Annotated in this window: 21 protein-coding genes and 1 other annotated feature; of the genes, 17 read left to right on the top strand and 4 right to left on the bottom strand. The window is 32.4% G+C overall.

Annotation, left to right across the window (positions count from 1 at the left end; translation table 11 throughout):
- The first annotated feature begins 197 nt into the window (after positions 1-197).
- Complete coding sequence (locus tag EV214_RS11435) at positions 198-1,139, top strand: YncE family protein (RefSeq protein ID WP_165916342.1); 942 nt, start codon at positions 198-200, stop codon at positions 1,137-1,139.
- A 29-nt stretch (positions 1,140-1,168) separates the two neighbouring features.
- On the opposite strand, the gene EV214_RS11430 is transcribed toward EV214_RS11435, so the two are convergent.
- Both EV214_RS11430 and EV214_RS11425 read right to left on the bottom strand, forming a co-directional pair.
- Complete coding sequence (locus EV214_RS11430) at positions 1,169-1,699, bottom strand: DUF4364 family protein (RefSeq protein WP_132245878.1); 531 nt, start codon at positions 1,697-1,699, stop codon at positions 1,169-1,171.
- 132 nt (positions 1,700-1,831) lie between these two features.
- Positions 1,832-2,035, bottom strand: a complete 204-nt coding sequence (locus EV214_RS11425) for an alpha/beta-type small acid-soluble spore protein (RefSeq protein WP_132245876.1) — start codon at positions 2,033-2,035, stop codon at positions 1,832-1,834.
- 214 nt (positions 2,036-2,249) lie between these two features.
- On the opposite strand from EV214_RS11425, the gene EV214_RS11420 reads away from it, so the two are divergent.
- On the top strand, positions 2,250-2,939 hold the full coding sequence (locus EV214_RS11420) for a 4Fe-4S double cluster binding domain-containing protein (RefSeq protein ID WP_132245874.1): 690 nt from the start codon (positions 2,250-2,252) through the stop codon (positions 2,937-2,939).
- Positions 2,940-2,954: 15 nt separating this feature from the next.
- Here the strand turns inward: EV214_RS11420 and EV214_RS11415 are convergent, their stop codons facing one another.
- The gene (locus EV214_RS11415; protein ID WP_132245872.1) at positions 2,955-3,143 is read right to left on the bottom strand and encodes a hypothetical protein; all 189 of its coding nucleotides are present in this window, start codon (positions 3,141-3,143) and stop codon (positions 2,955-2,957) included.
- A gap of 371 nt (positions 3,144-3,514) precedes the next feature.
- On the opposite strand from EV214_RS11415, the gene EV214_RS11410 reads away from it, so the two are divergent.
- From EV214_RS11410 to thrS, 12 genes are all read left to right on the top strand, one after another.
- The gene (locus EV214_RS11410) at positions 3,515-4,609 is read left to right on the top strand and encodes a polysaccharide deacetylase family protein (RefSeq protein WP_132245870.1); all 1,095 of its coding nucleotides are present in this window, start codon (positions 3,515-3,517) and stop codon (positions 4,607-4,609) included.
- Between the two features lie 131 nt (positions 4,610-4,740).
- Complete coding sequence (locus EV214_RS11405) at positions 4,741-5,223, top strand: GNAT family N-acetyltransferase (RefSeq protein ID WP_165916341.1); 483 nt, start codon at positions 4,741-4,743, stop codon at positions 5,221-5,223.
- A 159-nt stretch (positions 5,224-5,382) separates the two neighbouring features.
- Positions 5,383-6,162, top strand: a complete 780-nt coding sequence (locus EV214_RS11400) for a polysaccharide deacetylase family protein (RefSeq protein ID WP_132245866.1) — start codon at positions 5,383-5,385, stop codon at positions 6,160-6,162.
- Positions 6,163-6,349: 187 nt separating this feature from the next.
- Positions 6,350-7,849 carry a sodium-dependent transporter gene (locus EV214_RS11395; RefSeq protein WP_132245864.1) on the top strand — a complete coding sequence of 500 codons (1,500 nt, stop codon included), beginning with the start codon at positions 6,350-6,352 and terminating at the stop codon, positions 7,847-7,849.
- 228 nt (positions 7,850-8,077) lie between these two features.
- Entirely contained in the window at positions 8,078-9,514 is a 1,437-nt protein-coding gene (locus EV214_RS11390) for a Mur ligase family protein (RefSeq protein ID WP_132245862.1), read from the top strand.
- 110 nt (positions 9,515-9,624) lie between these two features.
- A complete protein-coding gene (locus tag EV214_RS11385) occupies positions 9,625-10,257 on the top strand; it encodes a single-stranded DNA-binding protein (protein WP_132245860.1) in 633 nt (210 codons plus the stop codon).
- A gap of 163 nt (positions 10,258-10,420) precedes the next feature.
- Positions 10,421-10,561: a hypothetical protein gene (locus tag EV214_RS18750; RefSeq protein WP_165916340.1), complete on the top strand. Its 141-nt coding sequence runs from the start codon at positions 10,421-10,423 to the stop codon at positions 10,559-10,561.
- Positions 10,562-10,651: 90 nt separating this feature from the next.
- Entirely contained in the window at positions 10,652-11,590 is a 939-nt protein-coding gene (locus EV214_RS11380) for a 1-phosphofructokinase family hexose kinase (protein WP_132245858.1), read from the top strand.
- An 86-nt stretch (positions 11,591-11,676) separates the two neighbouring features.
- Positions 11,677-12,441 carry a DUF6873 family GME fold protein gene (locus EV214_RS11375; RefSeq protein ID WP_132245856.1) on the top strand — a complete coding sequence of 255 codons (765 nt, stop codon included), beginning with the start codon at positions 11,677-11,679 and terminating at the stop codon, positions 12,439-12,441.
- A gap of 82 nt (positions 12,442-12,523) precedes the next feature.
- Positions 12,524-13,435, top strand: coding sequence for a putative sporulation protein YtxC (ytxC, locus tag EV214_RS11370; RefSeq protein WP_132245854.1), 912 nt, complete (start codon positions 12,524-12,526; stop codon positions 13,433-13,435).
- Between the two features lie 163 nt (positions 13,436-13,598).
- Positions 13,599-14,201, top strand: coding sequence for a DUF445 domain-containing protein (locus tag EV214_RS11365; RefSeq protein ID WP_132245852.1), 603 nt, complete (start codon positions 13,599-13,601; stop codon positions 14,199-14,201).
- 113 nt (positions 14,202-14,314) lie between these two features.
- Positions 14,315-14,533, top strand: a binding site (T-box leader).
- Positions 14,534-14,606: 73 nt separating this feature from the next.
- Complete coding sequence (gene thrS / locus EV214_RS11360) at positions 14,607-16,520, top strand: threonine--tRNA ligase (protein ID WP_132245850.1); 1,914 nt, start codon at positions 14,607-14,609, stop codon at positions 16,518-16,520.
- 37 nt (positions 16,521-16,557) lie between these two features.
- Here thrS and ftsH read toward each other — a convergent pair whose 3' ends face one another.
- Positions 16,558-17,994, bottom strand: a complete 1,437-nt coding sequence (ftsH, locus tag EV214_RS11355; protein ID WP_207669680.1) for an ATP-dependent zinc metalloprotease FtsH — start codon at positions 17,992-17,994, stop codon at positions 16,558-16,560.
- Positions 17,995-18,316: 322 nt separating this feature from the next.
- Between ftsH and EV214_RS11350 the strand changes: the two genes are divergently transcribed.
- The 3 genes from EV214_RS11350 to EV214_RS11340 all read left to right on the top strand — a co-directional run bounded on the left by EV214_RS11350 (position 18,317) and on the right by EV214_RS11340 (position 22,226).
- Positions 18,317-19,480: a DUF3798 domain-containing protein gene (locus EV214_RS11350; protein ID WP_132245846.1), complete on the top strand. Its 1,164-nt coding sequence runs from the start codon at positions 18,317-18,319 to the stop codon at positions 19,478-19,480.
- A 96-nt stretch (positions 19,481-19,576) separates the two neighbouring features.
- Positions 19,577-21,184, top strand: coding sequence for a sugar ABC transporter ATP-binding protein (locus EV214_RS11345; RefSeq protein WP_132245844.1), 1,608 nt, complete (start codon positions 19,577-19,579; stop codon positions 21,182-21,184).
- Between the two features lies 1 nt (position 21,185).
- Positions 21,186-22,226 carry an ABC transporter permease subunit gene (locus EV214_RS11340; RefSeq protein ID WP_132245842.1) on the top strand — a complete coding sequence of 347 codons (1,041 nt, stop codon included), beginning with the start codon at positions 21,186-21,188 and terminating at the stop codon, positions 22,224-22,226.
- Position 22,227 lies beyond the last annotated feature (1 nt).

Below are 22,227 nucleotides of genomic sequence, written 5' to 3'. Positions count from 1 at the left end.
CACTCAAAAGCACTAAAATTTATTCCGGTGTTGCTAAAGCTATTGAATCTTTTCTTTATGGAACAGATGTAGCTTAATTTACTTGTAAACTAGTGGATAGTAATATATAAATTTCGAAAAATCAATAAAAATAATTCACAACAAATCAAAATATGCATAAAATGGTAGAAAGATTTGACATTTGTAGGGGTGAAGGGATGGGAAATAATTTTAAGAATATGATTTTTATAGCCAATATGGGAGAAGATACAATTTCTGCTTTAAACTTAATAAATATGCATGAAGTATATAAAATCAGATTAAATAAAGGCCTTCTATATAAAGTAAAAAAGCCAACCCTAGGACCACATCATATGATGCTTGATTATAATAAAAAATATCTTTATATAACAAATTGTCACAATGGCAGTATAAGCATTGTTGATCTAATTCAAAACAAAGTGATTGATGATATTTGCGTAGGAAGCTGTCCGAGTCATATGGTTATTTGCAAAAAAAATAAAAGCATCTATGTATCTAATGCAGATTCTAATTCTATCTCAGCGATTAGTTTAGAAAATAGAACGCTTTTAGCGCAAATACCTGTAGGAAGAATGCCTCATGACATAAAGTTAAGTAGAGATCACCAAAAATTGTATGTTACAAATGTAGGTTCAAATACATTAACGATTATAGATACCCTTAAAAATGATGTGGACCAATCCATCTATGTTAATCCTAACCCTTATCATATAACTTTGAATAAAGAAGGAAACCTAATATTTGTTGTAAATACTAGTTTTTCAAGAAGAAGAGGGGGTAGTATTACGGTTTTAGATAGTAAGGATATGAAAATTTTGGATAGAATAAGAGTGGGTAAAATGCCTGTAGAAGCAATATTAGGAAAGGATGAAAGCGTTTTATACATTACAGATGCTGAGTTAAACGCTGTCCATGTTTTAAATATAAAGGAGAAGAAGTTAATCGATAGAGTTTATGTAGGAAGAATGCCAGGAAGCATTGAAAAAGATGAAAAGAATCAATATCTATTCGTTGGAAATATGCAGGATAATAGTATAACAATCATTACGCTGCAAAATCTAAAATGCTTAAAAAATATTCCAGTAGGCATAGAACCAAGTGGAATTATATGTATATAACCCCTTTGTTTAATAAAAAAACGAAGGGGTTATTCATCAATAAGTAAATTGATCATATCTCCATAAATATTTTGTGCTTCCTTTTTCCATTTATCACAAATTTGTTTTGCATGCTTATTCGAAACTACATTTAACTTCAAATCAATTAAAGTAATATTATTTTCAACTACTTTTAAATCTACAATATATTCATCTTCTTTTTTCTTGGAATAATCTGCGGTAATTTGCATTGCTTTTAGTAATATTTTCTTCTTTTGTTCTACAGATTCGTTGAGTTCGTCAATTAATTCATTTGCTAATCTGTTTTTAAAATATTCTAAAGTACGTTTTCCTTTTTCTGTTAATAAATACAAAAAACTTGTATTACTTTCGCTATATTCTAACATACCTGTATTTTCTAATTCTCCAAGAAATTGCTGTAATAAAAAATAATTCATATAATCTTTTTCCATAATGAATTGTGTAATTTGCGTATTTGTAAGTGGTGTTGAAAACCTGTCAAATAAGTATAGCAATATTAATTTGTGTTTGGCTAATTGTTGTGTATTATCATAAAACATATTCTCACCTACTTTTTTAAGTATATGTATAGAAGGTAGAGTTTTCCTATAGCAATTATATCATATTATCATAAATAATAAATAAAAAATAAAAGGAGAAATGAATGAACCATTTCTCCTTTTATTTTTTATTTATTTACCAGCCATATTTCTTTCAGCAGCTTCAACTAATTTCTTAGTCATGTATCCACCTACATAACCATTTTGTCGAGAACTTAAATTACCTTTATCAATACTTTCGTAATTTGCAAGTCCGAGCTCACTTGCGATTTCAGCTTTCATTTGATTTAAAGCCATTCTAGCTTCAGGAACAACTGCTCTATTAGATCTTGCCATTTGTTTTCCCTCCTAGTAAATTTGGTATTACAACATTGATTATGTTGTAATATTAATTTAACCAGATGATAAAAAAAATATGTTAGTATTTTTTGTAATGAAGTATAATTATTGGTGAAAATGCAAAAAATGATTAATTTCACTAAAAAATAAATTTGTCTGTTATAAAATAGCGTAGTACAATAGAAGAAAAGCTTAAAGGTAGGTAATTTTTGTGGAGAAAATAGACATATTAAAAGAAAAAATAAAAGAATGGGGTGCTACAAAAGTTGGTTTTGGATATTTAGAGGATGTTTTACCAAGTGATTTAAAACATTTGAAAACGGGGGTTTCTATTGCAGTAAGATTATCTGATGAAATTATGAGTCAGATAGAAGAGATGCCAACACACACATATTTTCACCATTATCGAACCGTGAATACCTTTATAGATCAAATTGCATTGAAAATCGTGATGCAACTACAAACATGGGGATATTTAGCTATGCCAATCCCTGCGTCTCAGAGTGTCAATATTGATGGCGAAAAGTATAGCGGTGTTTTTCAACACAGAACCGCAGCTACAAGGGCTGGTATTGGATGGATTGGAAGAAATGCTTGTCTTATAACAGAAGAATTTGGACCAAGAGTGAGACTTGGAACAGTTTTAACCAATATGGAAGTACATTATGATGAAGCAATTACAAAATCACAATGTGGAAGCTGTAAAAAATGTGTAAGTTGCTGTCCTGCACTAGCTCTAAGAGGTGCTTTATGGAATCCGCATGTCAAAAGAGAAGAATTAGTGGATGCAAAAGCTTGTAGTATGCATATGCACAACCACTATCAACATATTGGAAGAGGTTCTGTATGTGGTATTTGTATTCAAGCTTGTCCCAAAGGAAATCAAGTCGTAAAAAGATAGGGTAGCGATGCTACCCTATGTCAATTTTCTATCCATTTTTACTTTTACATCTTTTCTTGTGCCATGTTGATGGCTACTCTCTAATTGGGATTTTTGTGATTTGGGTTCGTGTAAAAAATGTCTTTCTTCAACCTTGAATGTCCTTCTGCTTGACTCTACTCTATTTCCTTTTATATTTGTATATTGGCTTCTTATGATAGACAAGAAAAACCCTCCTTAAAGTATATTTTAAGTGTAGATCTATTCCTTTTTATTTTTTGTACTATTTATAAAGATTATGTCTTGTAAAATTTGATTTTTAAAGGAAAAATCTGAAAAAAACAATAAATTTCTATTTTTTCTATTGTTTTCAAACTGGATTCTACAAGAATCCTATTATATAATGGTATATATAGATATCCAAGTATAAATTTTATCTTCAAATTAGGCATCTTCAAAAAAATAACGCGTCAGTATGCCAGTCTATTTTACTTATTATTTTTTTCGAATGCTTTATGCAAAAATTAAAAAAGATAGATAATAACCTTACACTTGGTGAACTATAGAGATATAAATGAGGGAGGAAAAAAATATACATGAATAAAAAAATCATTGCATTTTTCATTTTAATAAGTTTCATGCTAACGGGTTGTGCTACAAATGCTTCCCAAACCCCTGTAAAAGAGGAAGAAAAAGCAATTGTAAAAACAGAAAAGCTTCAAGAAAATCAAGAGAAACAAAAAGAAGAAAAAAAAGAAATTGATTTGCAAAAAATTAAGCCGAATGAAGCAGGGCAAATTATGGTACTTATGTACCATAGTATAAGCGAGCCAGAAGCAGTTTGGACAAGGACGCCAGAGAATTTTAGAAAAGATTTGCAATACTTATATGATAAAGGATACAGACCCATAAGCCTAAAAGATTATGTAACTGGAAATATTACAACAGAAGCAGGCTATACACCGATTGTAATTACCTTTGATGATGGATGGCAAAATAATTTTAATAGGATACAAAATGAGCAAGGTGACTTTGCAATTGATCCTGACTGTGCAGTTGCAATCCTTGAAGATTTCAATGAAAAGCATCCGGATTTTCCGCTAGAAGCTACTTTCTTTGTGAATGATAATGTTCCCTTTGGACAGAAAGAACATTTAGCATATAAGTTTCAATATATTGTTGACAAAGGAATGGATATAGGAAATCATACAGCTACCCATGTAGACTATAAAGAAGTAAATGATGAAAAAAGAATTCAAAAAGAATTAGCAAGTGTTGTAAAATTAGTTAAAAAGTATTTACCTGATTATGACGTAAATACCCAAGCTCTTCCATTTGGGCATAGACCTAAGAACGAAGAATTATATAAATACTTAGAATCGGGAAGTGATGAAGGAATAAATTATAAAAATATTGCAATTCTAAATGTAGGATGGGATCCATACAAATCTCCTTATCATTTGGACTTTAATCCATTAGCGATTCATAGAGTAAGGGCGAGTGACCTTCAAAAATATGTACAAGGTGTGGGCATGTATGATTGGTTAAATCATTTTGATAAAGGAAATCGAGTAAGATATATATCTGATGGAGATTCAGACATTGTAACAATTCCTGAAAATTATAAGGAAGTTATAGATGTTGAAAAAACAGCCAATAAAGAAATAAGAACTTATATACTGGAAAAATAGAAAAATGGCATAAAAATGAAAAGGTAGGTATTTATTACCTGCCTTTTTCGTATAAATAAAATGCAGGGAAAATCAAATAAATGGATAATATATAATATAATTACATTCATAAAGAAAGGAGAGGATTTATTGTGAATGAACGTTTGCATGTTAGGCTTTGTAGTCTAGAAGATGAAGAAGCATATATTCGTCTAAATTTAGATTTCATAAAATCTGTTCGAAAAGAACATCCCTATTGGAATTATTTAAAACTTCCAACGGAAGAAGATATGAAATCAGTTTTTGGCGAGGCACTATCTAAAAAGCATGAGATTATGATGTTTATTGTTGAATATGACAAAAAAGTTATTGGATATGCAAATACTTGGAGTGTTTATAGTATATGGTCTATGGGGAGGTCATTTATTATTGATGATCTTTTTATTCATGAAGATTATCGCGGGCGCGAAATCGGAAAGGAAGTAATGGAATTACTGTTGAATTATGCAAAAAATAATGGTTATATACGCATACAATTAAATGCTGAAAAAGACAATATACGGGCCCATGCATTATATAAGAAATTGAATTTTTCACACGAAGAAATGCTTTTTTTTATGAAAGTTTTAAGATAGTCTTTAGCTATTTTAACGCAAACCCTCGTATCAACGCAGTAAATGAATTTTGATTATGGCGTAATGATATAGAAAGATCTAAAAATTTTTAGCATATAATAAAATTTTTAGAATAAATTTAATACTACAACAACAATGGATGATAGAGGGGGCACTGGGATGAAAATATGGATTATTAATCGAAAACTTGTACTTAGTATCGTAATTATTTTTGCAATTGTAAGTATTTCTTGCATATACCTTGGTGATTTTGGGAATGCGATTGTCGGGGTGATGAATAGAGATAAAACTTTGCCTATATATTGTGTAGACACAGAGGAGAAAAAGGTTGCAATAAGCTTCGATGCAGCTTGGGGGGATCAATATACGAAGGGAATACTTGATATTTTGGACAAATATAATGTAAAGAGTACATTTTTTTTAGTAGGATTTTGGGTAGATAAATATCCAGATATGGTAAAATTGATTCATGACAAAGGGCATAATATTGGCAATCATTCTAGTACACATCCACATATGTCAAAACTATCTGCTTCTCAAATTGCGCAAGAATTAAATGAAACAGGTGGGAAAATCGAAAAAATTACCCAGATGAAACCAATATTATTTAGACCGCCATTTGGCGATTATAATAATCAATTAATTGAGACAGCAAAGGAAAATGGATATTATACGATTCAATGGGATGTAGACTCTTTAGATTGGAAGGAATTAGGGACTCAGCCAGTAGTGGATCGTGTTACAAGAAATATAAAAAAAGGTTCTATTGTATTGTTTCATAATAATGCCAAATATGTATTAGCGTATCTTCCACTGGTGATTGAAAGACTCCAAAAAGAAGGATATGAAATTGTTCCGATATCTGAACTAATTATAAAAGATGATTTTTATATAGATCATACAGGAATGCAAAAAGAAAGCGAAAGAAAAAAAGAATGATATTTAGATATACAAGTCGAAAAAGCTAAAATTTGACTTTTATCGACTTATCATGTATAATAAATAGACAATAAGGGAATAATATGAAAGAGAATAGTTAAAATGATATTTTATAGAGAATACATTCTCGTCCCTTTTGGGGTGGGAATTTTTTTATTGTTTTATCAAAAAACAAAGGAGGAATTACATGAGTGGACAAAAAGAACAGTGGGGAAGTAGATGGGGATTTATTGCAGCAGCTATGGGAATGGCTATAGGAACCGGGAATATATGGAGATTTCCAAGAGTAGCTGCAGCTAACGGAGGAGGACCATTTCTTATTGCTTGGACAGTTGCACTGTTTGTTTGGGCTATTCCATTACTTATGGGTGAGATGGTAATGGGCAGAAAAACAGGACTAGGAACAATAGGAGCCTTTAGAGATTTTGTTGGACGAAAATTTGCATGGATGGGGACATGGATTGCAGCCGTATGCTTAGCGATTATGTTTTACTATTCAGTTGTTATGGGGTGGTGTATGAAGTATTTTACATTAGCTGTATCAGGGGTCTTTAAACCGAATATGGGAACAGAGACTACAGAGGCAATATGGAATACATTCACAACTACACCATCACAGACAATCTTTTTCCATTTTGTTGCAATGTTGATTGCAGGAATTATTATTTATAAAGGTGTAAATGAAGGAATTGAAAAGGCTAGTAAAATTATGATACCTACCTTATTTATATTATTGATTGTGGCAGTCATAAGATCTGTAACCCTTCCTGGCGCAGAGAAAGGACTTGAATATTTATTTAGTCCTAAGTTATATATGCTAAAAAATCCTAAAATTTGGTTGGAGGCATTTACGCAAGCTGCATGGTCAACAGGTGCTGGATGGGGATTTATTATCACTTATGCAGTGTACACAAAGAAAAAAGAAGATATCGCAGGGAATTGTATGATTATGGGGTTTGGAAATAATGTAGGTTCGCTTATTGCGGCACTTACCATATTACCAGCTATATTTGCATTGTCTCCAAATCAAGCATTTATAGATCAAGCGATCACTTCAAATAATACAGGATTGGCGTTTATTTATTTAGCACAGCTACTTCCAACTATGCCAGCTGGACGGATTTTAGCAGCAATGTTCTTCTTAGCCATGTCTATTGCAGCACTTTCATCTTTATTGCCAATGATAGAAGTAGGGGTAAGGAATTTAATGGATATGGGAATGACACGTAAAAAAGCGACGGTAGCTATTGCTACTTTAGGATTTGTGTGTGGGATTCCTTCTGCTTATAGTTTGGATTTTTTGAATAATCAAGATTTTGTATTAGGAATTGGTTTATTAGTAAGTGGATTGTTTGTGGCTTTTGCCCTTATTAAATATGGTTTAGAAGAGGCGAGAAATAAGGTGATCAATACAGCGTGGTCAGATATTAAAATAGGAAAATGGTGGAGTATATGTATAAGATTATTCCCAGTACTATTTGTAATTCTTACGGGTTGGTGGATGTGGCAAGCTGTAGGATGGTATCCAGATAGCTGGTGGAAGCCATTTGAAGTATATAGCCCGGGAACAATTGTATTCCAATTTACTATTTTGATTGGTTTGGCACTAATTTTAAATAATTGGTTGGCCAATAAAATTGGTAAAGGAAGAGATATTACACAGGGAAAATCAGGGGAGGAGAGATAAAATGTCAACAACGTCTATTTTAATGATGAGTGGGACGATTGGGTTTTATCTAATTGGTTTTATTGTATTGATCAATAAGGCTTTTAGCTCAAAAAATAAGGAATCCTAAAGTGTTAAATAGAGACATGAAATCATTTCATGTCTCTATTTTTTTTATCAATACATATTTCATTTCAGGTTGAGAAAAATATAATCAAGTAGCCCTATAGTGAAAGAGGAGATGAATCCATGCTAGTTGAAGGAATAAACATTACAGGTATTACTTGTGATGGAGAGAAAGTTCAGCCAGGATATGCTTTTATTGCCATAAAAAAAGAAGGATTAGGGGAAGAAGAGATTATTGACTATGCAATAAAACAGGGTGCAGTGCTTATATTTACAAAAGAAATTGCTATGATAGATAGAAAAAACACTGTTCCTATAAAATATATAGAAGATCCTATTTCTTTGTTTTGGGATTTAAGCAATAAGTTATATGATTATCCTTTTGAGAAATTGAAAATAATAGGGGTTGCAGGGAAAAATGGTAAAACAACAACAGCAAAGATCATCAGTCATATATTCGAAGAACAAGGCTCGGTTAGCGGATATATAAGCACACAAGAAATATGTATTGGCAAAGCGAAAATAGAAATGAATCTAATGGATTTTGATGCAAACAAACTTTTAGAGATTTTGGATCATATGATAAAAATGGATGTGAAAATTATAATTATGGAAGTAGAAGATCCATATATGAAAGAAGATCTTCTGTGTGGGGTGAAATTTGATACAATGGTATATGCGAATATAGGAATTGAACCGATGGACAAAAATATGGACTATTTGGAGATGCAGAAAAGTGTTTTAAAATATATTCCTGAAAATGGAAATATTATTATTAATGCGGATGATCCAAGCAGCATAGTGTTATTAAGAGATATCAAAAACAGATTGATTATAACCTATGGGCTTTGTTCAAGAGCAACCATTACAGCATCTAGTATAGAAACGGTTCCACTTATCAAGTTTAATTGTTGTATTCAGCGTGGAATGACGCCGTGTAATGATATGGAAATTGATCCTATGGAATTTACTGTTGTGATTCATCTATTGGGGAGGCATAATGTTTATAATACATTAGCTGCCATTGGTGTAGCTTTAATGTATGGTGTCTTACCAGAGGATATTGAAAGATCTTTTGAAAAATTTCAAGGAATAAAAAGGAGAATGCATAGGATTTATGCAGATCGGTACCAAATCATCGATGACATGAGTCATGATCCATCAAGCTATGAAGCAATGTTTGAAACGATTCAGAGTGTGGATTATGAGAATTTATATATGGTAAATGCAATCATAGGAAACGAAAGAATGGGATTAAATAAGCAGAATGCGGAGATTTTATGTAGTTGGGTAAAAGGAATAAAATCAGTAAATATTATTACAACTTGCAGTGTGGATTGTGTGACAAAAAAGGATCAAGTTTCAGAAAAAGAAAAGAAAATCTTTCATCAGATATTAACAGAAAATGAAATTTCATATATACATAAGGAAAAGTTAAAAGATGCACTAAAGATTGCTTTATTATATGCAGAAAACAAGGATTTGATATTGCTTGTTGGAGAGTATGGTATGGAGCAAGGGGAAAAATTTATAAAAGAATTTTTAGAAGAGAGAAATTAATTTTCTCTTTTTTTATTTCTTAATCATAATCTCGTCCGATGTTGAATAAATATAGTTGTAGATTAACCCTAAAAAGGTACATAAGAATTAGGAAGGAGCGTGGGGGTTGAATGTCAGATAAAGAGATTGATACCAATGTAGTAACGGCTGTAGGAGAAATACATTCACCTTTAGTCTTTAGTCATGAAATGTACGGAGAAGGATTTTACACTTTTGAGATAAATGTTGCCCGGCTAAGTGACTATAATGATATATTGCCTATAACTGTATCAGAACGCATTATGATGGATTTTAACATGGATGTAGGAACAACCGTTAAGGTTGAGGGGCAGTTAAGATCCTATAACAAATATGTAGATGGTAAAAACAAATTGATTTTGACTATTTTTGCCCGAGAATTATCTTTATGCGAGGAAGAAACTGTAAAAAATCCGAATCAAATCGTATTAGATGGATATATTTGCAAGCCACCAGGATATCGATCAACACCTTTTGGAAGAGAGATCACAGATATATTAATTGCAGTAAATAGGCCCTATAATAAGTCAGATTATATTCCTTGTATTGCCTGGGGAAGAAACGCAAGATTTTCAGAAAAACTGAAGGTGGGAGATCACCTAAAGATCTGGGGTAGGGTTCAGAGTAGGACATATCAAAAGCGGCTAAGTGATGATGAAACAGCAACACGGGTAGCTTATGAAGTATCTATATCTAAAATGGAAATCAGTGAGGATAATAATTAAGATGAATAAAAAATGATTGCACAAAGTATAATAAAAAACACACTTTTATAAGGTGTGTTTTTATTATCGTATAGCCAATGAAAAGGATGTAATTACTTACTTTACGAAAGAGATGAAAATAGATTATAATAATGTTAAGATGATAAAATGGGAGTGAAAAAAGATGAATTATTGGGTAGTTGGAGGAATGATTTTTTTTATTATATTAATTACGATACAATATTCTCTAAATAAAATTATTCTATTGTTAAAAGAGATCAAAGAACTATTGTATAAGTTAGATATAAAAGATAGAATTAAATAAAAAACTCTTTGCAAATAGTTGTATTTGTGTTTATAATAGATTTGTGACTTTTGTAAATTTAGAAATTGTAAAGAGTAAGAAGGGGATATAATGATTACTACAGTTACCTTAAACCCTGCAATTGATCGGGCTTATGTTATAAATGATTTTAAACCAAATAAAAAATATCACATACATGTAGATGATGTGAAGATTACTGCTGGTGGTAAGGGATTAAATGTCGCTAGAGTGACATCAATTTTAGGAGAAAAAGTAAATGCTACAGGCTTTTTAGGAGGATATTCTGGAAAATTTATTGAAGAAGAGTTGGAAAAATTAGATATTTATACGTCATTTGTACAGATCAATGAATCTTCACGAATATTTACGGCTATTGTTGATCCACTCAATAATACAGAAACGATTGTTGCTGAAAAGGGACCTGTGGTAACGAAGAAAGAATTAAACGCATTTGTAAAAGAATTCATAAAGATCTTAAAATATAGTGAAATCATTGTTGCAGCAGGTTCTGTACCTAAAGGACTGCCTAAAACTATTTATGGAGATATGGTAAAGATTGCAAAGGATAATAATGTAAGAATGATTATTGATGTTAGAGGAAACTATTTAGAAGAAGCTATAAAAGCGAAACCTTTTATGATTAAACCGAATCTTGAAGAATTAGAAGAATTGGTAGGATATAAGCTAGATAGTGATTATAAAATCATATTTGAATGTAAACATATCTGTAAGCAAGGAATAGACGTAGTAGGCATATCACTAGGGGATGAGGGTGCTATTTTTGTTACAAAGGAAGGTGCATATAAGGTATGCGCCCCAAAAGCAGCTGCAATTAATTCGGTAGGCTGTGGGGATGCATTTGTAGCAGGATTCGCTGTATCCATCTATAGAGAAAATAACTTAGAAGAAGCATTTAAAATGGCAGTAGCAGCAGGAACTGCAAATGTGATTGAAGATCGAATCGGATATGTGAATTTAGAATGGGTAGAAAAATTTTATAAAGAAATAAAGGTAATGAGGTTGGAATAATGTTCCAACTTTTTTTGTTTTCAGATTATTCCCTAGAGATAGAATGATATAATGGATACAGTAAATAATAAGAATAGGTGATATATATGAAAAATAAATGGATCGATCAGCCCTTCTTACCACAAAATAATGTAACTGGTGTAATAGTAGATGGGCGAGTATCTAAAGCTTTGACGAATAATTTGTATCAGATGGGTATACATATAGTAAAAACACCATTCTGTAGAGAACTGTATGAAGGAATTGCTTATCATCCGGATATCTTAGTACACCCTATTAATGGGAAAAATATAGTTTTAGCCCCAAATGTTTATCAAAAATTGAAAGCATCTATTGAAAGCTATGGGCTAAACGTAATCAAAGGAGAAACCGTTTTAAAGAGGAACTATCCAGAAAATATTGCATATAATATAGCGAGAGTTTCAAATTATGCCATACATAATTTGAAATATACAGATAAACTTACTTTAAAATTACTTGAAGAGAATGATGTAACATGCATTCATGTGAAGCAAGGATATTCAAAATGTTCAATCTGTGTTGTAGATGAAGCTGCAATTATTACATCTGATAGAGGGATTGGAAAGGCTATAGGAAAATATGGAATAGACGCTTTGATTATATCTCCCGGATACATAGATCTACTAGGACTTGATTATGGATTTATTGGGGGCATATCAGGATTGGTTGGGAAAAAGATATTGGCTTTTTCAGGTTTGTTGTGCTACCATCCTGATTATAGAAGAATTCTAAAATTTTTGGAAGAACATCAAGTGAAACCAATCTTTTTAGAAAATAGAAAACCAATAGATATTGGCTCTATCATACCTTTTTTAGAAATGGCATATTAAGAAATATATGTAACCTTCTATTTTGAATATCACTTCTTATTACACATATACTACTAATACAGTAGGCGAAGGAGTGAAGAAAATGCAATTAATGGTAGTTGTACTGAATGAGTGTTGGAAATTTATCTACGATAGATTAGAGGAAAAAATAAATTTTTTAAAAGAAGATGAAATTACGGTGCATAAAGAATGTTATAAACAAGGGAAAATAATCCAAATAGAATATAGGGTAAAAGATTCTAACATAAATCCTTCCACAATCGATGATTTTAAGCACAAGTTTCAATATTATATGGCGAATGTTTTTTCGGATATTATCATGTATGACATGGAAGAAAAAATTGCTTATAAGATTTTATCCACGGATTATTATTATTTTGGTTTGCAAGAAAGGAAGAGTATCCTTAGCCATTTCAAAAAGATACAAAAAAATGAAGGATGTCAATATGAGGAAGATGCAACATGTGTTGCTAGAAGAAAACAAAAAATACTTGGGCAGATTATAGATTATTTAGAAGATGATAACCGGATTCATTTAGAAGGCTTTGTAAGGTTTAGATTGAAAAATTATATAGAGGAACTTGAAAATAATATAGAAAGAGCCATAGAAGATTTCTTAATGGAAAAGGAGTATAATGAATTTATAAGACTCTTAAGATATTTTGTAGATATTCAAGATGCGAAAATAGATACGGTGAATGTACTTATGTCACAAGACGGAAAATATCATCTTTATGATGATCGAAATAGCATGATTAATAATGAATACATTGAAGATTTAGCATCAGAAATGGTAGAGAAAGATATTAGCTATGAGGATTTGCTAATTAGCGCATTGATTACATTAGCACCTAAAAAAATTATTATGCACTTTTCTACAAAGATTAAGAAAAAAGAAATTATTGAAACGATTAAAAATGTTTTTTCGGAAAGAGTATGTATCTGTAGTGGTTGTGATCTTTGTTTATCTATTAAAAAAATTAAACAGGAGTAGAGGTTTCTCTACTCTTCAATACTTTTGAACATGAGTAACACTATTGTATTCTATTTGTAATTATGCTATACTGAATAACGATCAATAAGTAGCTCTTAAAAAGAGAAAACCATTATAAATGCATGATAATCTGCAAAAGATAATACAGTAGAGGTGAAAAATATTGTTTTGGATAAAGCTATTGACCTTAGCAGGTGTAGGGTCGATTATTGGATGGGTTACAAATGTGTTAGCAATAAAGCTTATATTTAGGCCGTTACAGCCTGTTGAGATACCTATTGTGAATATGAAAATACAAGGACTAATTCCTAAAAGAAAAAAAGAACTTGCAAAGAGTGTGGGAGAAATTGTTGAGACAGAGCTTATATCTATGGAAGAGATTATAGATCAATTGATTAAAGATGAAAATAAACATGAAATCATTTTTATGGTTAAGAGAAAAATAAAAGAGATTGTAGATAAAAAATTACCTACATTTATTCCTAGTTCCTTTAAAGGGATGATTGATGGATATATTAATGATATGATTGAGCAAGAAGGAGATAAAATCATTACTGAATTGACAGAAAAAATGATACATACGGCCACAAATAAGATAAAGATTTCTGAAATTATTGAAGATAAGATTAATGATTTTGAATTAGAAAAGTTAGAGGAGATTGTTCTCGCCATTGCAAAAAAAGAATTAAAACATATAGAAATTTTAGGGGCTGTTTTAGGATGTATCATTGGACTGATGCAAGGAATTATTATATTTATGATATAAAATAAATCTGTATGTATAAAAAAGATAAATTTGAATAAACTTATTGACAAGTACAAAAAAAAATCTTATAATAAAACAAAGTTAAATCGCAAATAAATTAGAAAATCATATAAATAAAAGCGATGAAAAGGAAAAGTACTATAGAATCAATCAACAGAGAGAGGATGTCGTAGGCTGTAAACATTCTTTGAGAGGACTATAAGAAAACTACCTTTAAGCTATATCTGAGTAGCCGACAGGCAAAAGGAATATCGGATTGGCAGCGTTAATGCCATTAAAGTGGACATATGTCAATTTGGGTGGAACCACGGGAGATACCTCTCGTCCCTAAGCGAAAGCTTTAGGGATGAGGGGTTTTTTATATTTTTATAAAATGATTATCTAAAAATAGAGGAGGGAACATACATGGAAAATATTAAAATAAGCTTGAAAGATAGTTCGATAAAAGAGGTTAAAAAAGGTGTAACTGTCTTTGAAATTGCGAAAGAGATTAGTGGAAGACTTGCAAAAGAAGCTGTAGCAGGAGAGGTGAATAACAAAGTTGTAGGATTATTACACCCAGTGCATGAAGATGCTGAGGTGAATATTTTAAAGTTTGATGATGAAAAAGCGCAAAGTGTTTTTAGACATACAAGTTCACATATTCTTGCTCAAGCAGTAAAAAGGTTATTTCCAAGCACAAAGCTTGCAATAGGGCCTGCTATTGAAAATGGGTTTTATTATGATTTTGATTCAGAGCATAGATTTACAGAAAATGACTTAGAAAAAATAGAAAAAGAAATGAAAAAAATTGCAGGTGAAAATTTAGAATTAGAAAGATTTGAATTGCCAAGAGCTGAAGCAATCGCATATATGAAAGAAAGAGAAGAAGGGTACAAAGTAGAATTAATTCAAGACTTGCCAGACGATGCGATCATTTCTTTTTATAAGCAAGGAGATTTTGTAGACCTTTGTGCAGGGCCGCATCTACCGTCAACAAAACTTGTAAAAGCGATAAAATTATTAAGTCTAGCAGGCGCTTATTGGCGTGGAGATGAGAACAAACAAATGCTTCAAAGGATCTATGGTACATCTTTCCCAAAACAAAAACTATTAGAAGAGCATTTGCATAGATTAGAAGAAGCCAAAAAGAGAGATCATAGAAAGTTAGGAAAAGAGTTGAAATTATTTACAATACTTGAAGAAGGACCAGGATTTCCATTTTTCTTGCCAAAGGGAACACAACTTAAAAATACATTATTAGAATACTGGAGAGAAGTTCATAGAAAAGCTGAATATGTTGAGGTAGAAACGCCGATTATGTTAAATAGAAAACTATGGGAAACTTCTGGACATTGGTATCATTATAAGGAAAATATGTATGCTTTAAAAATTGATGATGAGGATTTTGCGATTAAACCCATGAATTGTCCAGGCGGAATGCTTGTATATAAAACAGAAATGCACTCTTATAGAGATTTTCCAATCAGAATGGGAGAAATAGGAAGAGTGCATAGACATGAATTATCGGGTGCGTTGCATGGTCTTATGCGGGTGAGAGCTTTCACACAAGATGATGCCCATATATTTATGCTTCCAGAACAAATTAAAGATGAAATAAAAGGGGTAGTAAAATTAATAGATGAAGTATATACAAGATTTGGATTTAAATACCGTGTTGAATTATCTACGAAACCTGAGGATTCAATGGGTAGTGAGGAAGAATGGGAAATTGCTGAAAGCTCTTTAAAGGCCGCACTAGAGGAATTAAATCTACCGTATAAATTAAATGAAGGGGATGGTGCATTTTATGGACCGAAAATTGACTTTCATTTAGAAGATTGCATTGGTAGGACTTGGCAATGTGGAACGATTCAATTGGATTTCCAATTACCACAGAGATTTGATTTGACATATGTTGGAAAAGACGGAGAGAAGCATAGACCGGTAGTTATTCATAGAGTTGCATTTGGAAGTGTAGAGAGATTTATTGGTATTCTTACAGAACACTTTGCAGGAAAATTTCCAACATGGCTTTCCCCAGTACAGGTAAAAATATTGCCGATTGCAGATAAATTCAAAGACTATGCACAAAAGATTACGGATCAGCTTAAAGAAAATGGCATTTATGTTGAAATAGATGAAAGAAATGAAAAAATAGGATATAAAATCCGTGAGGCACAATTAGAAAAAGTTCCTTATATGATCATTGTAGGAGAAAAAGAGCAAGAATCAAATACTATTTCTGTTAGATCTAGAGACCATGGAGAATTAGGCAGCCAAGAAGTTGAAATGTTCATAAACAAAATAGAAGAAGAAATAAAAAATAAAACATTGTAACATAAAAGAGAGTCACCATTATAATGGTGGCTCTCTTTTATGTTATGGTACTATAATTAGATTGTACAAGCATTTGAAATTCTTCTCCAGAGAGTGTTTCTTTCTCATATAGTTTATGGGCTACGGTAGAGAGCAAATCTAGATTATTTGTTAAATGCTGTAGTGCATCTTCATAACATTCATCTATGATATTTTCTATTTCTTTATCAATCATAGGATAACAATTTTTTACCAAAGACGGTTCAAAAACTCTATTATGAAGATTACTCATACCATAGTCACAAACCATTTGATAGGCAATGGCATTTGCTTTTTTTAAATCATCTGAGGCACCTGTAGAGATTTCTTTGAAGATGAGTTGTTCTGCACATCGGCCGCCTAGTAAAACTTTTATTTTGTTTTTTAATTCTGCTGTTGTTTTTAAATAGCGATCTTCTTCTGGACAATACATGACATATCCTAAAGCTTCACCACGAGGAATAATAGAAACTCTTGATATTAAATCCGTATTTAATATTTTTCCCATCAACGCGTGTCCTGCTTCATGGTAAGATACTTTTTGCTTTTCTTTGTCTAAGATCACAGCATTTTTTCTTTGAAGACCTGCAATAACTTTTTCAATGGCCTCACTAAACTCAGTAATACCAATAGACTTTTTATTATTCCTTACAGCAAGAATAGCAGCTTCATTGGCTATATTAGAAAGATGTGCCCCTGACATGCCATGTGTTCTTTTGGCCAATTCCTTTATGTTGACATTTTCATCTATTGGTTTATTCTTTGTATGGACGTGGAGAATCTCTTCTCTTGCATGAAGATCAGGGTTACCAATAAACATGTGGCGATCGAATCTACCAGGTCTTAAAAGTGCTTCATCTAAAAGATCAAGTCGATTTGTTGCACCGACGACAATAATTGTCTGTTCGGAATGAAAACCATCCATTTCAATAAGGAGCTGATTTAATGTTTGGTCTTTTTCGTTATTGCTTTCTGTTGTTCTCTTTGCACCTATCGCATCAATTTCATCGATAAAAATTACACTAGGTGCACCTTTTTTTGCTTTTTCAAAAAGTGAACGAACCCTTTTTGCGCCTACACCTACATATTTTTCAACAAATTCTGAACCGCTCGTTGGGAAAAAACTAGAATCAGTCTCTCCAGCAAGGGCTTGTGCCAATAGTGTTTTTCCTGTCCCAGGGGGGCCATAAAATAAAATTCCTTTAGGAATTTTTGCGCCCATTTTATGGTATTTGTGAGGCGCTTTGATGAAGTCAATAATTTCTGCTAACTCTTCTTTTACTTCATCAAGACCTGCAACATCATGAAAACGGACAGAGGGTTTATTCGTGTTTGTGTTTTGATTATCATCCTTTTGCATTTTTATGTGTACAGGCTCTAATTGAGGTGATTTGTCTAATTTCAAATAGTAAGCAAATAGAGATATACACAAAAAAATCAAAAGAACTTTATTCATATTGCTCATGCGTACATAATAGGGGTGCGCATTAAAAGCGCCTAAAAGCACTATAATACTAAGTACTAAACTGCAACAGAAAGAAATGAAAACTATTTTTTTCTTTGAAATTATTCATCACCTGCTTTCAAATTTTTATAGTATTAGTTTACCCAATAAACTAGAAAAAATATTAGTAGAATGAATAAATAAATTTTTAAAAATAGGATGGCAGTTTAAAAATTCTGAAAATAAAAAAAAATCAATTAATAAGAGAAGGAATTTAAAAGAAGTTATAGAATATAATTACTTGAAAGTAAAAAAATGTATGGGAGGAATTCGAATGTTTAAAAGAAGTTTGGTGATTTTTTTAGTTTTGCTGATGGTATTTAGTCTTGCAGCTTGTGGACAAAAACCAGCAGCAACAGAAGAACCAGCAGCAACAGAAGAACCAGCAGCTGATGGAAATTGGAAAATTGGTATTATGACAGGTACTGTTTCTCAAAATGAGGAAGAGTATAGAGCTGCACAAAATGTAGTTAATAAATATGGGGAAGAGCATATACTCTTAATGACGTATCCCGATAAATTTATGGATGAGCAAGAAACAACAATAGCGAATCTTGTAAGTATGGCATCAGATCCAGACGTGAAAGCACTTATTATTGTTCAAGCTGTTCCAGGTACATCAGCAGCTATTGATAAAGTAAGAGAAATAAGAGAAGATATACTGATTATAGGAGGGGTTCCGGGAGAAGATCCAAAAATGATCGCATCTAAGGCGGATGTTATATTTGCTATGGATGAGCTATCTATGGGACGTACACTTGTTGAACAGGCAAAAAAACAAGGGGCTAAAACATTTGTACATTATTCATTCCCAAGACATATGTCTTATGCACTTCTTTCAGCAAGAAGAGATTTATTAAAAGAAAATTGTAAAGAATTAGGGCTAGAATTTGTAGACGCAACAGCACCAGACCCAACAGGAGATGCAGGTACATCAGGCGCACAACAATTTATATTAGAAGATGTACCAAGAAAGATTGAACAATATGGAAAGGATACTGCATTATTTAGCACAAACTGCTCAATGCAAGTACCACTTATTAAAGCGACATTAGATGCAGGTGGTATTTATCCACAACCTTGTTGTCCTTCTCCATATCATGGATTTCCTTCAGCATTAGGAATTGAAATTCCAGAAGATAAAAAAGGTGATATAGATTTCGTAATTGAAGAAGTTACAAAGAAAATAGCAGAAAAAGGGGGTACTGGAAGATTTTCAACTTGGCCAGTACCTTGTGCAATGATGTTTGTTGAAGCAGGTGCTGAATACGCTAAGGCATACATAGATGGTGAGACAAATGGTAAATTTGATCTTGAAAAGATTAAAGAAAAATGTAAAGAATATGCTGGCGTTGATATTAAGTTTACACCATTAGATGAAAATGGCGAAAAATATGATAACTACTTATTAACATTGATGGATTTCTTAAACTTCTAAAATCTTTTGTAAATGAATTACATGAATATTTAAATGAAAGGTTGTCTGTAAAGGCAGCCTTCCATTTTCATGAAATCTTTAAGGCGGTGAAAAAAGATGCAGGAAAAATATGTGCTTCAGATGAAAAATATAGAAAAAGATTATTTTGGAAATAAAGTATTAAAGAGCGTTAGCCTATCTGTCAAGCCAGGAGAAATTCATGCACTATTGGGTGAAAATGGTGCGGGTAAATCCACCCTTATGAATATTTTGTTTGGGATGCCTGTAATTCATTCAACAGGAGGTTTTGATGGAGAAGTGTTTATAGATGCGAAAAAAGTGGATGTTAAATCTCCCAAAGAAGCGATGAAGATTGGGATAGGTATGGTTCATCAAGAATTTATGTTGGTACCAGGCTTTAATTTGACAGAAAATATAAAGCTCAATCGAGAGATTACGAAAAAGAATCTTTTAAGTAAAATATCTGGAAACAGTTTAAATTTTTTAGATCGTAAAAAAATGGACAAAGATGCAAGAAAGGCATTAGATACCCTTGAAATTGGGCTAGATGAGTGGGCGAAGGTTGCAGGATTACCTGTAGGGTATATGCAGTTTGTAGAGATTGCAAGGGAAATTGATAAAAGCAATGTGAAGCTATTGGTTTTTGATGAACCTACGGCAGTTTTGACAGAAAGTGAAGCAGATAATCTTATGAAGTCTATGAAAAAAATAGCAGCTTCTGGGATTGCCATTCTTTTCATAACGCACAGATTAGATGAGGTTATAAAGGCAGCAGATAATGTGACGGTCTTAAGAGATGGGGAATTGGTGGCTACAAGAAAAAAAGAAGACACAAATGTATTGGATCTTGCTGAATTAATGGTCGGCAGAAAGATAAAAGTTACAAATAAATTGGAAGATGATAAAAAAAATAGGAAAGATCATGAAAGTATCCTTTCTATAAAAAATTTTCGTGTGAATATGCCAGGCGAAGCAGTAAAAGGCATAGAATTGGAAGTAAAAAAGGGAGAAATATTAGGGATTGGTGGTTTAGCTGGACAAGGTAAAGTTGGGATTGCCAATGGCATTATGGGGATTTATGAATCGACAGGAGAAGTACGTTTAAGAGGAGAAAACTTAAAGCTAAACAATACAAGGGAAGCCCTTAAAAGTGGGTTAGCTTTTGTTTCGGAAGATAGAAGGGGAGTTGGATTGTTGTTAGATTCTTCTATCGAAGAGAATATAGTAGTTACTACGATGCAAATAAAAAATGAATTTTTAAATAGATTTGGATTTTTTGATCAAATAGATAGTAAATCTATTCGATCACATGGATTGAAAATGATTAAGGATTTGGATATAAGATGTACAGGACCTACGCAGCTAACGAGAAGACTTAGTGGTGGAAATCAACAAAAGGTTTGTATTGCACGGGCATTAACGCTAGAGCCAGATGTTTTATTTGTTTCAGAACCTACTAGGGGGATTGACATAGGGGCTAAAAAGTTAGTGCTAGATTTATTGGTAAAATTAAATAAAGAATTAGGAATGACCATTGTAATGACATCTAGCGAACTTGCAGAACTACGGGCTGTCTGTGATAGAATTGCGATTATTTCAGAAGGAAAGGTTGAAGGGATCCTTGAGCCTTCCGCAAGGGATAGAGACTTCGGGTTAATGATGGCTGGAGAATATCGTAAAATGTATAGCAAGGAGGCTTTGTAAAATGACTGAAGCAATCAAAGGATTTACAAATAAACTTGGCCTTCCAAGGTTGATTATTGGTACTTTCTTCTTATTGCTGTTTATTATGGCGATTATATTGAAATTACCAGTAAATACGCTAATGTCTGATACAATTCGTAGATTTGGTATGTATGGGGTATTGGTATTAGCGATGGTACCTGCTATACAATGTGGTACTGGACCGAACTTTGCATTGCCTTTAGGAATTGTTTGTGGCTTGGTAGGGGGTCTTATCAGTATTGAGATTGGTTTGATAGGTGCCTTGGGTTTTGTTGGAGCTATAATGATTTCGTTGCCATTTGCCATATTGGCAGGCTGGAGTTATGGTATATTGCTTAATAAAATAAAGGGTTCAGAAATGTTGGTTGCAACCTATACTGGTTTTTCGGTTGTATTTTTTATGAGTATCATGTGGATTTTTTTACCTTTTAAGCATCCTGAAATGATTTGGCCAATTGGAGATGGATTACGGGTAACCATTGCGTTAGATTCTACTTTTGGACAAATATTAAATAATTTGTGGAAATTTCCTATAGGTGGTGTAGAGATCCCTACTGGATTATTGTTATTTTTTTTACTTTCTTGTTTGTGTGTATGGCTATTTACGAGAAGTAAATTAGGTATTGCCATGAAGGCTGCAGGGGATAATCCTAAGTTTGCGCTTGTTTCAGGGATCAATGTGGATCAGTGTAGAATTGTTGGAACCATTTTATCTACAGTACTTGGTGCGATTGGGATACTTGTTTATGCCCAAAGCTATGGGTTTATCCAATTATATCAGGCGCCTTTGATGATGGCATTTCCAGCTGTAGCGGCTATATTAATTGGGGGCGCTTCAGCGAGTAAAGCGAAAATATCACATGTGATTATCGGTGTATTCTTATTTCAAGGCTTGTTAACGGTTGCTCTTCCTGTTGCAAATGAAATTGTAAGTGAAGGGAATTTATCTGAAGTACTTAGAATGATCGTACAAAATGGGATAATTCTTTATGCATTGACAAAAGTAGGGGGAGGAGAGTAAT

The organism is Marinisporobacter balticus (assembly GCF_004345705.1).
Taxonomy (GTDB): Bacteria; Bacillota; Clostridia; order Peptostreptococcales; family Thermotaleaceae; genus Marinisporobacter; species Marinisporobacter balticus.
This window is presented reverse-complemented; position numbering and strand designations above follow the sequence as displayed.